We start from the raw sequence: 13,003 nt of genomic DNA on the forward strand, positions 1-13,003 counted from the left end.
GAAGGGTGGCCATCACGTGAACGCGGCAGGCAGGACGGAGTCACGGGCCGGTTTCCGGGCCGATAAAATGCAGCACTTCTGTCTGTTTGCCGGGACGTGCGCCTTAGGGTCACCCCGAACCCGGGCCTCCTCGAAGGGCGTACGAGCATGCAGGGCACAATCGACGGTTTCAGCTATGGAGTGGTGACGCCCATTGCGGCGTTCCTCATGGCGTGCCTCGGGGCGGCCCTCGGGCTGCGCTGTACGACGCGGTCGCTGCGCACCGAGCGTTCCTTCAAGGCCGGCTGGCTCGCCCTCGGGGCCACTTCAATCGGCTCCGGCATATGGACGATGCACTTTATCGCGATGATGGGCTTCAGCGTCGAGGACACCACGATCGGCTACGACACCCCGATCACGTTCGCCAGCCTGGCCATCGCGATCGTCATGGTCGGTATCGGCATCTTCATCGTCGGCTACCGCGGCGCCACCCCCATGGCCCTGGTCACCGGCGGCACCATCACCGGACTCGGCGTGGCCACCATGCACTATCTCGGCATGGCCGGCATGTGCCTCCAGGGAACGCTCGAGTACGACACGCTCACCGTTTCGCTCTCCGTCGTGATCGCCGTGATCGCCTCCACGACCGCACTGTGGTCGGCCGTCTCCATCCACGGCTTCCTGCCCAGCCTCGGCGCCAGCGTGGTGATGGGCGTGGCCGTGAGCGGGATGCACTACACGGGCATGGCCGCGCTCAGCGTCCATCTGCACCCCGCGGCCGTCGCGGATTCCGTGACCGGCAGCGGGCCGATCCCGGCTCTGATCCCGCTGATGATCGGCCCGGCCTGCTTCCTCCTGCTTGCCGCGGTGGTCGTCATATTCGATCCCCTGGTGGTGATGGGTTCCCCGGACTGGGACGACCCCCGGAACGGATTCGGTGCCGGCCGGCCCCCCGGCATCCCCGCTCAGCGCCAGGTCCCGCGCTTCGGTACCCACGCCGACCCGGCGTCGTTCCAGTCGCAGCACCGGGACTCCCCGCCGCCCCCGGACTGGTGACCGGGCCCGGTTGTCAGTGGGGGGTCGTACCGTGGTTGCATGCGGCCCGTTTCGAAGATCGAACGTTCGGTGGCGCCTTTCGAGGTCGTCAGTCCCTACCAGCCCAGCGGTGACCAGCCCACTGCCATCGCCGACCTGGAGCGGCGTATCCGGGCAGGTGAGAAGGATGTCGTGCTGCTCGGCGCGACCGGCACCGGTAAGTCGGCGACCACCGCCTGGATGATCGAGAAGTTGCAGCGCCCCACCCTGGTGATGGCGCCGAACAAGACCCTCGCCGCCCAGCTGGCCAACGAGTTCCGCGAGCTGCTCCCCAACAACGCCGTCGAGTACTTCGTCTCGTACTACGACTACTACCAGCCCGAGGCGTACATCCCGCAGTCGGACACCTACATCGAGAAGGACTCGTCGATCAACGACGAGGTCGAGCGACTGCGCCACTCCGCCACGAACTCGCTGCTCACCCGCCGCGACGTCGTCGTGGTCGCCTCGGTCTCCTGCATCTACGGCCTCGGTACGCCGCAGGAGTACGTGGACCGCATGGTCCCGCTCACGGTGGGGGAGGAGATCGACCGCGACCAGCTGCTGCGCCGCTTCGTCGAGATCCAGTACACGCGCAACGACGTCGCGTTCACCCGTGGCACCTTCCGGGTGCGCGGCGACACCATCGAGATCTTCCCGGTCTACGAGGAGCTCGCCGTCCGCATCGAGATGTTCGGCGACGAGATCGAGGCGCTGTCCACCCTCCATCCGCTCACCGGCGAGGTGATCAGCGAGGACCGCGAGCTCTACGTCTTCCCCGCCAGCCACTACGTGGCGGGCCCGGAGCGCATGGAGAAGGCGGTCAACGGCATCGAGCAGGAGCTGCAGGAGCGCCTCGACGAGCTGGAGAAGCAGGGCAAGCTGCTGGAGGCCCAGCGGCTGCGGATGCGCACCACGTACGACATCGAGATGATGCGCCAGATCGGCACCTGCTCGGGCATCGAGAACTACTCGATGCACATGGACGGCCGCGAGCCCGGCACCGCCCCCAACACCCTCCTCGACTACTTCCCCGAGGACTTCCTGCTCGTCATCGACGAGTCGCATGTCACCGTGCCGCAGATCGGCGCGATGTACGAGGGCGACGCCTCCCGCAAGCGCAGCCTCGTCGACCACGGCTTCCGGCTGCCGTCCGCCCTCGACAACCGCCCCCTGAGGTGGGAGGAGTTCACGGAGCGGATCGGTCAGACCGTCTATCTCTCCGCCACCCCGGGCAAGTACGAGCTGTCCCGCGGCGACGGGTTCGTGGAGCAGATCATCCGCCCCACCGGCCTCGTCGACCCGGAGGTCGTCGTCAAGCCCACCGAGGGACAGATCGACGACCTGGTGCACGAGATCCGCAAGCGCACCGAGAAGGACGAGCGGGTCCTGGTCACCACCCTCACCAAGAAAATGGCCGAGGACCTCACGGACTACTTCCTGGAGCTGGGCATCCAGGTCCGTTATCTCCACAGCGACGTCGACACGCTCCGCCGCGTCGAACTGCTCCGCGAACTGCGGTCCGGGGAATACGACGTCCTGGTCGGCATCAACCTGCTCCGCGAGGGTCTCGACCTGCCCGAGGTGTCCCTGGTGGCCATCCTCGACGCCGACAAGGAGGGCTTCCTGCGCTCCGGGACATCCCTCATCCAGACCATCGGCCGCGCGGCCCGCAATGTGTCCGGCCAGGTCCATATGTACGCGGACAAGATCACCCCGGCGATGGAGAAGGCCATCGACGAGACCAACCGGCGCCGGGAGAAGCAGATCGCGTACAACACCGAGCGCGGGATCGATCCGCAGCCGCTGCGAAAGAAGATCAACGACATCGTCGCGACGATCACCCGCGAGGAGATCGACACCGAGGAGCTGCTCGGCACCGGCTACCGCCAGGGGAAGGCCGCCAAGGCGCCCGTTCCCGCGCTCAGCGGCAAGGCGGGCAAGGCGGGAAAGGCGGCCGGAGCCAAGAAGGCCGGCGCGGTGGTCACGGACCGGCCCGCGGCCGAGCTCGCCGGGATCATCGAGGAGATGACCGACCGGATGCGGGCAGCCGCCGCGGACCTGCAGTTCGAGGTGGCCGCCCGACTGCGCGACGAAGTGGGCGAGTTGAAGAAGGAGCTGCGCCAGATGCGGGAGGCGGGCCTCGCCTGACCTATCGCAGCCGGTGTGTTGCAAGACCGACACAAAAACGCCCGGAAGCTGCTGCGTCTTCGGCGTGACTGCGTAGTGTGCTGGACAGCCGCACGGACGGGTGCGGGGGGAGCGGAGAGGGGACAGCGCGTGACGGTCAACATGACCAAGGGTCAGGCCATCAGCCTGCAGAAGAGCGACGGGGGGACCCTGACCGCGGTACGGATGGGGCTCGGCTGGCAGGCGGCGCCACGCCGCGGTCTGTTCGGGTCGCGCACACGGGAGATCGACCTGGACGCCTCGGCCGTGCTGTTCGCCGACAAGCAGCCGGTCGACGTGGTCTTCTTCCGTCACCTCGTCAGCGACGACGGCTCGGTGAAGCACACCGGCGACAACCTGGTCGGCGGCGCCGGTTCCGGTGGCGACGACGAGGCGATCCTCGTCGACCTGCAGCGGGTGCCGGTCCACATCGACCAGATCGTCTTCACGGTGAACTCCTTCACCGGCCAGACGTTCCAGGAGGTGCAGAACGCCTTCTGCCGCATCGTTGACGAGACCAACGGCCAGGAACTCGCCCGCTACACGCTGGACGGCGGCGGCCAGTACACCGCCCAGATCATGGCCAAGGTGCACCGCGTGGGCGCCGGATGGCAGATGACCGCCCTCGGCAACCCGGCCAACGGCCGCACCTTCCAGGACCTGATGCCGGCGATCCTGCCGCACCTGTAGGCACAGCCGGACCGCTCGGGTCCGTATCGGCAGGGGCAGCTCCCGGAGGCGACGCCGCCGGGAGCTGCCCCTGCATGGCACCGCACCACGGCATCACGCCGGCAGACAGCGCACCGCGCCACGCAGCATCAACTCGTCGAGGGGACAGGGCAATGACGGCCGAGCTGGTCCGGGGGCAGAACCACACCTTGCCCCAGACCCGTCTGGAGATCCGGGTATCGGCCGGTACGCCTGTCGTGGCCGGTGCCACGCTCGGCGACGAGCAGGGCACGGTGCACGGCGTCGAGTGGATCGCCCACCCGGGCTCGCCCCAGCTGCCCGGACTCGAAGTGTCCAAGCAGGCCGCGGCCGGGCACCGGCTCGCCGTCGACCTCGACGCCCTGCCCGCCTCGGTGCACCGCGTCACCGTGCTGCTGGCGTTGCCCATGGGCGTCGGCGGCCCGGTCAGGTTCGGCGCGGTCGCCGCCCCCTTCGTCGCTGTCACGGGCCTCGAAGGCACCGAGATCGCCACCTTCACCCTCACCGGCCTCGACAGCGAGTCCGCGGTCGCCGCCCTGGAGCTCTACCGCCGCCAGGGCGCCTGGAAGGTCCGCGCGGTCGGCCAGGGCTATGCGGGCGGTCTCGCCGCGATGCTCGCCGACCAGGGGGTGTCCGGTGCGCAGGAGCTGGCCCGGTCGGTCCATGAGGCGGTCGCCCGGGGCATGGCCCGCTCGGTGGCGCCGCCCCCGCCCCGCACCCCGGAAGGCGACCGGGTCCGCCACGCCGGCACGGCCTCCGGCCAGCAGGCGCCCGCGACATCTCCCGCCGCACCGATCGGCGACCCGGCCCCGGCAGACACCCCGCTGCCCGACCCCGCACAGCCCCGGCCGGCAGGCGGGGCGGTCCCCACCGCGGGGCCCGCCCCGCGTCCCGCCACCAGCGGCCCCATCAACTACGCGCACCCGCGCCGCCAGTCCGCGGCGCCCCCGCCGCCCCCGCCCACCGCACCGCCCGCCGAACCCGGCCGGCCCGCTCAGCCCGTTGCCGGGGACGCGACCGGCTGGTCCATGGAGGAGCGCCTCTACAACCAGGTCTGGGGCATGTTCGAGGACCTGGCCCGCACCACCGCCGCGTACCGCAGCGCCGTCGACTTCGCTGAGTCCCGCATGGAACAGGAGCTGGACCGGGCCCTGTCCGACCCGCGCAACCGGATCGGAGGTGCGGGCGGCCGGGCCCGCGAGGAGGCCCGCGCCAGGCGCGACCAGCTCACCGACCGGGCCCGCGAGGCGCTCGACCGCGATCTTGCCCAGCTCGCAGCCGAGTCCGCCGTCGTCGAACCCGCACTCCCCGCCGCGTACGCGGGCTGGGACAACCCCGTCTGGCACGCCTACCGCGTCCCGATGGAGATCCCCATGGCCCTGCGGATCGGCGACCTCCATCTGCCCGAGAGCGCCGACCTGCGCATCCCGCTGCTCGTACGGCTGCCGCTGGAGCGCGGAATCTGGGTCGACAGCGGGCGTACGGCCTCCGAGGCGGCGGCCCTGACCGGTCCGGACCAGCTTTGCCGCCTCGCCATGGAGAACGCCGTCGCGCACGCGGCCCGGCTGCTCGCCGTCTACCCGGAGGGCGAGTTCTCCGTCCATGTCATCGACCCCGCGGGCTCGGCCACAGCGGCGCTCGCGCCCCTGGTCGAGTCCGGGGTGCTTGCCGCGCCCCCCGCCGCCGGTGCCGGGGGAGTGGCCTCGGTCCTCGCCCACCTCACCCGGCGCGTCGACCTCGTGCAGATGGCGATCCGGGCCGGCGCCTCCGATGCTCTCCCGCCGGACCTGGACACCGCCGAGCAGTTGTTGATCGTCAACGACTTCCCGCACGGCTTCGACGACCGGGCCGTCACCCAGCTGCGCTACCTCGCGGACGAGGGCCCCTCGGTCGGTGTCCACCTGCTGATGGTCGCGGACCGGGAGGACGCGAGCGCGTACGGGCCGGTGCTCGACCCGCTCTGGCGCTCCCTGCTGCGGATCACCCCGGTCGCCGACGACCATCTGGCCGATCCCTGGGTCGGCCACGCCTGGACGTACGAGCCGCTGAGGACCCCGCCCGGTAGCCAGGTCCTGCAGAACGTGCTCGCCCAGGTGGCCGCCGCCCGTCGTAGCGGGCGGTCTTGAACCCATCGAACTATCTCTGACCTGCACTCTTGGAAGATCTTTTCCCTGATCTTTACCTTTTCTTGGTACTCCCTGTACAGTTCTTCGAACGGAGGGGAGTACTCCCATACGCGACGTGCCCGTCAGTACGGACCGTGACCGGTCCCGGGGCGTCGGCCCGTGATGCGCACTCCGTGCACCCGGGTGGAGGAGACCTCCGGCAGCGACGACGCTGATCAGTAGCCGTAGCGAACTGCCGGAGGCGCAGTGGACGTTTCATGGACCCTCTGGGTGCTGACCATTCTTGGTCTGTCAGCCCTTATCGCCGTCGACTTCTTCATCGGGCGCAAGCCTCATGACGTGACGACGAAGGAAGCCGGAATCTGGACGATCTTCTGGATCGCGCTGGCCGTGCTCTTCGGACTCGGCCTGCTCGTGTTCGGCGAGAGCCAGGCATCGGGCGAGTTCTTCGCCGGATTCATCACCGAGAAGTCGCTCAGCGTGGACAACCTCTTCGTCTTCGTCCTGATCATGGCGAAGTTCTCGGTGCCGTCCCATCTCCAGCAGCGCGTGCTGCTGGTCGGCGTGCTGATCGCGCTGGTTCTGCGAGCGATCTTCATCGCCGCGGGCGCCGCGGTCATCGCCAACTTCTCGTGGGTCTTCTACATCTTCGGCGCGTTCCTGATCTACACCGCCTGGAAGCTCATCCAGGAGGCGCGGGCCGGTGAGGAGGAGGACGAGTTCGAGGAGAACCGCCTCCTCAAGTCGATCGAACGCCGCTTCGGTGTCGCAGACAGGTATCACGGCACCAAGCTCTTCATCAGGATCAACGGCAAGCGCGTCCTGACTCCGTTGATGGTCGTCATGCTCGCCATCGGCACCACCGATGTGCTGTTCGCGCTGGACTCCATCCCCGCGATCTTCGGGCTGACCCAGGCCCCGTACATCGTCTTCACCGCCAACGCCTTCGCCCTGATGGGGCTGCGGCAGCTGTACTTCCTCATCGGCGGTCTGCTGAAGAAGCTGGTCCACCTCAGCTACGGGCTCTCGGTCATCCTCGGCTTCATCGGCGTCAAGCTGGTGCTGCACGCCCTGCACGAGTCCGGGGTGCATGTCCCCGAGATCTCGATCCCGGTCTCCCTCGGCGTCATCTGCGGCGTGCTGGTGATCACCACGATCACCAGCCTCCGCGCCAACAAGAGGCAGGCCGCCGCCGAGGCCGGCCGCGAGACGGAGAAGAGTTCCCGCATCGAGGCCTGATGCGGCGGTGCGGGTGGGCGGTGCGACCGCTCACCCGCACTCTCATGTCACCAGCCGCGGGCGCGCCACTCGGGCAGCTGCGGACGCTCGTCGCCGAGCGTCGTGTCGTGGCCGTGGCCCGGATAGACCCAGGTCTCGTCGGGCAGCACGCCGAAGAGCTTGGTCTCCACGTCGTGGAGCAGGCTCGCGAACGCCTCGGGGTCCTTGTGGGTATTGCCGACCCCGCCGGGGAAGAGGCAGTCCCCGGTGAACAGGTGCGGGGCGCCGTGCGGGTCGTCGTAGACCAGCGCGATGGAGCCAGGGGTGTGACCGACCAGATGGCGCGCGGTCAGCGTGACCTGCCCCACCTGGATCGTGTCGTCGTCGTCGACCAGTACGTCGGTCGGGACCGGGATGCCCTCGGCGTCGTACCGCCCCGCATAGGTACGCGCACCGGTGGCCGCCACCACCTCGCCCAGCGCCTGCCAGTGGTCGCCGTGCCGATGGGTGGTGACGACGGACGTGATCGAGTCGTCACCGATCAGCCGCAGCAGGGTGGGGGCCTCGGCGGCCGCGTCGATCAGGAGCTGCTCGCCGGTGGCCCGGCAGCGCAGCAGATACGCGTTGTTGTTCATCGGGCCGACGGCGACCTTGGAGATCATCAGGTCCGTCAACTCGTGTACATCCGCAGGTCCGCCGACCTTGACCGTTCCGCTGTACGTCATACGTCTCAGCCTATAGCGGCGGCAGTACGGGGAGAGGGCCGCCGTCGACCTCCAGCACCGAGCCGTCGCGGCGCCCGGCGAGCCAGCCGAGCAGCTCCGGCGCCGGGCCGCGGACCGCGACGGCCGGGCCCTCGGCGCTGCCACCCGTGGTCCAGAACCGGCCGTCGTCGTCGGCCAGACCCGTGGAGACGACCTCCGGGTGACGGCCGAATCGCTCCGCGAGGAAGTCGATCTCGCGGGTCACGAATTCGTCCGGAAGGTCCTCGAGCTCGTAGCCGATCCCCAGGTCGACATGGTGCAGCTCGATCTCGATCCAGCGACGGAAGGGGACCCGGGAGGCGGAGTCGGTGACGCCGTTGCGCATCGTGATGGTGCGGGACCAGTCGGCCGGCTCGGCGGCGGCGGCCAGGAAGCGGGCCGCGCTCTCGCGCAGGTCGGCCAGCTGTTCGGTGAGAGGCCGGGATGCGTCGCGCTCGATGTCCCGGTCGCGGGTTTCGCTGTCTGCGTACATGGGACGGCCCTGGAGAACGTTTACGAGCGCGTCGGCGTTACGGGAAAGGTGTGCAAGGACATGGCCCCGGCTCCAGCCGGGCAGCCGTGACGGTTCGACGGCGGTGACGTCGTCCAGTTTCACCGTCGCGCCGAGCAGTCGGTCCGTCGCTTCACGTACGGCTGCCAGGTCATGCGCGTGATCAATCATGCGGCCGAGCCTAGCCTCGGCACTCGTTCGGGTGAAGGAGTCGCCGACCGCCCATAAATCGAATGCGCGTGCTATACGCTCGGAGTCGAAAAAGCTTCGTACACCGCTGTGGCGCCCCCCATACCCTGGGACAGGGGCTCAGTTCCCCCATTTCTCTCTAGAAAGGTGCGGACCGGCGTGACCGACCGTCTCATCGTCCGTGGCGCTCGCGAGCACAACCTCAAGAACGTCTCGCTCGACCTTCCCCGCGACTCCCTCATCGTCTTCACCGGGCTCTCCGGGTCGGGCAAGTCGTCTCTCGCGTTCGACACGATCTTCGCCGAGGGCCAGCGCCGGTACGTGGAGTCGCTTTCCTCGTACGCCCGGCAGTTCCTCGGCCAGATGGACAAGCCGGACGTCGATTTCATCGAGGGCCTGTCGCCCGCCGTCTCCATCGACCAGAAGTCGACCTCACGCAACCCGCGCTCGACGGTCGGCACGATCACCGAGGTGTACGACTACCTCCGGCTGCTCTTCGCCCGGATCGGCAAGCCGCACTGCCCCGAGTGCTCTCGCCCCATCTCCCGCCAGTCGCCGCAGGCCATCGTCGACAAGGTGCTCGGTCTGCCCGAGGGCAGCCGCTTCCAGGTGCTGTCGCCGCTGGTGCGCGAGCGCAAGGGCGAGTTCGTCGACCTCTTCGCAGATCTGCAGACCAAGGGCTACAGCAGGGCCCGGGTCGACGGCGAGACCATCCACCTCTCCGAGCCGCCCGCGCTGAAGAAGCAGGAGAAGCACACCATCGAGGTGGTCATCGACCGTCTCACGGTCAAGGACAGCGCCAAGCGCCGGCTGACCGACTCGGTCGAGACCGCGCTCGGGCTCTCCGGCGGCATGGTCGTGCTCGACTTCGTCGACCTCCCCGAGGACGACCCGGAGCGTGAGCGGATGTATTCCGAACACCTCTACTGCCCGTACGACGACCTCTCCTTCGAAGAGCTGGAGCCGCGCTCCTTCTCCTTCAACTCCCCCTTCGGCGCCTGTCCCGACTGCACGGGCATCGGCATGCGGATGGAGGTCGACCCGGAGCTGATCGTCCCCGACGAGGAGAAGTCCCTCGACGAGGGCGCGATCCACCCCTGGTCGCACGGACATACCAAGGACTACTTCGGGCGGCAGATCGACGCGCTCGCCGCGGCCCTCGGATTCCGTACGGACATTCCGTGGGCGGGGCTGCCTCAGCGAGCCAGGAAGGCCCTGCTCTTCGGCCACAAGATCCAGACCGAGGTCCGCTACCGCAACCGGTACGGGCGTGAGCGCGCGTACACCACCCCGGCCTTCGAGGGCGCGGTGCAGTTCGTCAAGCGGCGGCACTCCGACGCCGAGAGCGACTCCAGCAGGGAGCGCTTCGAGGGTTATATGCGCGAGGTGCCCTGCCCGACCTGTGAGGGCACCAGGCTGAAGCCGATCGTCCTCGCGGTCACGGTGATGGAGAAGTCCATCGCCGAGGTCGCCGCGATGTCCATCAGCGAGTGCGCCGAATTCCTCGGCCGGATGAAGCTGAACGCCCGCGACAAGAAGATCGCCGAGCGGGTGCTCAAGGAGGTCAACGAGCGGCTGAAGTTCCTCGTCGACGTCGGCCTCGACTATCTCTCGCTGAACCGCGCGGCAGGCACTCTGTCCGGCGGCGAGGCGCAGCGCATCCGGCTCGCCACCCAGATCGGCTCCGGACTCGTCGGCGTGCTGTACGTGCTGGACGAGCCGTCCATCGGCCTGCACCAGCGCGACAACCACCGGCTGATCGAGACGCTGGTCCGGCTCCGTGACATGGGCAACACGCTCATCGTCGTCGAGCACGACGAAGACACCATCAAGGTCGCCGACTGGGTCGTCGACATCGGCCCCGGCGCCGGTGAGCACGGCGGCAAGGTGGTCCACTCCGGCTCGCTCAAGGAGCTGCTCGGCAACGACGAGTCGATCACCGGCCAGTATCTGGTCGGCAAGAAGGCCATCGCGATGCCCGACATCCGGCGTCCGGTCGATCCGACGCGCAGGCTCACGGTGCACGGAGCCCGGGAGAACAACCTCCAGGACATCGACGTCTCCTTCCCGCTCGGGGTGCTCACGGCCGTCACCGGAGTGTCGGGGTCGGGGAAGTCGACCCTGGTCAACGACATCCTCTACACCCACCTGGCGCGCGAGCTGAACGGCGCCAAGTCAGTCCCCGGGCGGCACACCCGGGTCGACGGCGACGACCTGGTCGACAAGGTGGTACACGTCGACCAGTCGCCCATCGGCCGTACGCCCCGGTCCAACCCGGCGACGTACACCGGCGTCTTCGACCATGTCCGCAAGCTGTTCGCCGAGACGATGGAGGCGAAGGTACGCGGCTATCTGCCGGGCCGCTTCTCCTTCAACGTCAAGGGCGGCCGCTGCGAGAACTGCTCCGGCGACGGCACGATCAAGATCGAGATGAACTTCCTGCCGGACGTGTACGTCCCGTGCGAGGTCTGCCACGGGGCGCGGTACAACCGGGAGACGCTGGAGGTCCACTACAAGGGCAAGTCGATCGCCGAGGTGCTGGACATGCCGATCGAGGAGGGCCTGGAGTTCTTCGAGGCCGTCCCGACGATCGCCCGCCATCTCCGTACGCTCCACGACGTGGGCCTCGGATACGTCAGGCTCGGCCAGTCCGCGCCGACGCTCTCCGGCGGTGAGGCGCAGCGCGTGAAGCTCGCGAGCGAGCTCCAGAAGCGCTCCACCGGCCGCACGGTCTACGTCCTGGACGAGCCGACCACCGGACTGCACTTCGAGGACATCAGCAAGCTCATCAAGGTGCTGTCCGGACTGGTCGACAAGGGCAACTCGGTGATCGTCATCGAGCACAACCTCGATGTCATCAAGACCGCGGACTGGGTCATCGACATGGGTCCCGAGGGCGGCAGCGGCGGTGGCCTGGTGGTCGCCGAGGGCACGCCGGAGCTGGTCGCGACGGTCCCGGCGAGCCACACGGGCAAGTTCCTCCAGGGCATCCTGGACGCGGACCGGGTGAGCGAGGCGGCGGTGCCCGCAGCGCGGAAGCCGGTGCGGAGGACGGCCGCGAAGAAGACGGTGGCCGCGAAGTCGTCCCCTGCGCGGAAGACGGCGACGGCCAAGACGGATGCCGGCGGGAGCGCGGCGGCCAAGCCGGCCAAGACGGCTGTGGCGAAGAAGACGACCCGCGCGCGCAAGGCCTGACCCGCGGCGCGTCGAGGTGACGGCTCCCGGCCGACGGGCAGGCAGCCGTCACCTTGCGGGCGGCCACAACCGGCCACAACCGGCCGCATCGGGCCACGCTCGGCTGCCGTCCGGTCACGGCCGGGCGCGGGCGGCCACAACAGGCGACGGTCTTCCACCGCCTGGCCGACTGCTGCCGCGCGGCGCGGGTGGCCCGGCCCACCACCACTGCGGCCCGCACCGGCTGTTGTGGGTCGGTCATGCCTGCTCAGAGCCTGTCGGGCGACCTCTGATCGGGCGGCCACGGCGTGGTGCGTCTGCTCTCCGGGCGAAGGTCACCCGACAGGCTCTCAGGCGTGGTCGCGACCGGTCCTGACCAGGCATGACCGTCTACGACCGGCCCGGCCGCAGGGCCACCCGTCTCCGCCGGTATCGTCGGTTCCGTCACTGATGCCGGTGGTGCCCCGGGTGCCTTCTGGTACCCCTGGCGCACCCGGTGTCACTCCGACGCCCCCTCCTCGTCCCGCCCCTCTCACCCCGTGGAGTCCGCATGTCCGGCCAGCCCGCCGCCCGCCGTACCGTGCTCAAGGGTGCCGCTCTCGCCGGTGTCGCCGGGCTGGGAGTGGCCGCCTGTTCGACCGAATCGAAGCTCGGGCACGCCCAGACACCGACCCCCACCGCCCCCGTCGAGCTCGGCTACCCGCACGAGGTGCCGGTCGGCGGGTCCAAGCTCTACCGCGAGCAGCGGGTCGTCGTCAGCTGCCCGGCCAAGGGCGAGTTCAAGGCGTTCAGCGCCCAGTGCACTCACGCGGGCTGCCTGCTGGACAAGGTCGAGGACAACGAGGGGAACTGCCCCTGCCACGGCAGCCGCTTCGACACGACCACCGGCAAGGCGGTGCGCGGTCCGGCGACCGTGCCGCTGCCCTCCGTCCCGGTCAGGGTCGAGGGCGGAAAGTTGATCGCCGGTCCCGACGCCTGACGCCCGACGCCCTGGGCCGGGTCACTCCCGAGGCGTCCCTCCGGACCTCCCCGAGGCGGAGACGTCCGGCGCCCGGGCAGGTGGTGAACATCGCCACCGGCGACGAGGGGGCGCAGTAACGGCCTGGTGCACG

Annotated in this window: 9 protein-coding genes; 7 read left to right on the forward strand and 2 right to left on the reverse strand. The window is 69.2% G+C overall.

What is annotated here, in order from left to right; translation table 11 throughout:
- The first annotated feature begins 147 nt into the window (after nucleotides 1-147).
- The 5 genes from ACIBB8_RS02875 (at nucleotide 148) to ACIBB8_RS02895 (ending at nucleotide 7,295) form a co-directional block, all read left to right on the forward strand.
- Complete coding sequence (locus ACIBB8_RS02875) at nucleotides 148-1,035, forward strand: MHYT domain-containing protein (protein ID WP_398948627.1); 888 nt, start codon at nucleotides 148-150, stop codon at nucleotides 1,033-1,035.
- A gap of 39 nt (nucleotides 1,036-1,074) precedes the next feature.
- A complete protein-coding gene (uvrB, locus tag ACIBB8_RS02880) occupies nucleotides 1,075-3,204 on the forward strand; it encodes an excinuclease ABC subunit UvrB (RefSeq protein WP_398948629.1) in 2,130 nt (709 codons plus the stop codon).
- A 129-nt stretch (nucleotides 3,205-3,333) separates the two neighbouring features.
- On the forward strand, nucleotides 3,334-3,912 hold the full coding sequence (locus ACIBB8_RS02885; protein WP_030919738.1) for a TerD family protein: 579 nt from the start codon (nucleotides 3,334-3,336) through the stop codon (nucleotides 3,910-3,912).
- A gap of 152 nt (nucleotides 3,913-4,064) precedes the next feature.
- Nucleotides 4,065-6,056, forward strand: a complete 1,992-nt coding sequence (locus ACIBB8_RS02890) for a TerD family protein (protein WP_398948630.1) — start codon at nucleotides 4,065-4,067, stop codon at nucleotides 6,054-6,056.
- Nucleotides 6,057-6,302: 246 nt separating this feature from the next.
- Nucleotides 6,303-7,295 carry a TerC family protein gene (locus ACIBB8_RS02895; protein WP_398948633.1) on the forward strand — a complete coding sequence of 331 codons (993 nt, stop codon included), beginning with the start codon at nucleotides 6,303-6,305 and terminating at the stop codon, nucleotides 7,293-7,295.
- Nucleotides 7,296-7,342: 47 nt separating this feature from the next.
- On the opposite strand, the gene ACIBB8_RS02900 is transcribed toward ACIBB8_RS02895, so the two are convergent.
- Both ACIBB8_RS02900 and ACIBB8_RS02905 read right to left on the reverse strand, forming a co-directional pair.
- Complete coding sequence (locus ACIBB8_RS02900; RefSeq protein WP_398948634.1) at nucleotides 7,343-7,999, reverse strand: MBL fold metallo-hydrolase; 657 nt, start codon at nucleotides 7,997-7,999, stop codon at nucleotides 7,343-7,345.
- Nucleotides 8,000-8,009: 10 nt separating this feature from the next.
- Nucleotides 8,010-8,699, reverse strand: a complete 690-nt coding sequence (locus ACIBB8_RS02905) for a maleylpyruvate isomerase family mycothiol-dependent enzyme (RefSeq protein WP_398948636.1) — start codon at nucleotides 8,697-8,699, stop codon at nucleotides 8,010-8,012.
- A 177-nt stretch (nucleotides 8,700-8,876) separates the two neighbouring features.
- On the opposite strand from ACIBB8_RS02905, the gene uvrA reads away from it, so the two are divergent.
- On the forward strand, nucleotides 8,877-11,912 hold the full coding sequence (uvrA, locus tag ACIBB8_RS02910) for an excinuclease ABC subunit UvrA (protein WP_398948638.1): 3,036 nt from the start codon (nucleotides 8,877-8,879) through the stop codon (nucleotides 11,910-11,912).
- Nucleotides 11,913-12,441: 529 nt separating this feature from the next.
- Nucleotides 12,442-12,870: a Rieske (2Fe-2S) protein gene (locus ACIBB8_RS02915; protein ID WP_398948639.1), complete on the forward strand. Its 429-nt coding sequence runs from the start codon at nucleotides 12,442-12,444 to the stop codon at nucleotides 12,868-12,870.
- Nucleotides 12,871-13,003 lie beyond the last annotated feature (133 nt).

The organism is Streptomyces sp. NPDC051286 (assembly GCF_044455345.1).
Lineage (GTDB): Bacteria > Actinomycetota > Actinomycetes > Streptomycetales > Streptomycetaceae > Streptomyces.

Bases quoted from the DNA above. Each gene is read 5' to 3' on its own strand.
- ACIBB8_RS02875 (WP_398948627.1), top strand. From the start codon at position 148: ATGCAGGGCACAATCGACGGTTTCAGCTATGGAGTGGTGACGCCCATT.
- ACIBB8_RS02900 (WP_398948634.1), bottom strand. From the start codon at position 7,999: ATGACGTACAGCGGAACGGTCAAGGTCGGCGGACCTGCGGATGTACAC.
- uvrB (WP_398948629.1), top strand. From the start codon at position 1,075: ATGCGGCCCGTTTCGAAGATCGAACGTTCGGTGGCGCCTTTCGAGGTC.
- ACIBB8_RS02890 (WP_398948630.1), top strand. From the start codon at position 4,065: ATGACGGCCGAGCTGGTCCGGGGGCAGAACCACACCTTGCCCCAGACC.
- ACIBB8_RS02905 (WP_398948636.1), bottom strand. From the start codon at position 8,699: ATGATTGATCACGCGCATGACCTGGCAGCCGTACGTGAAGCGACGGAC.
- ACIBB8_RS02915 (WP_398948639.1), top strand. From the start codon at position 12,442: ATGTCCGGCCAGCCCGCCGCCCGCCGTACCGTGCTCAAGGGTGCCGCT.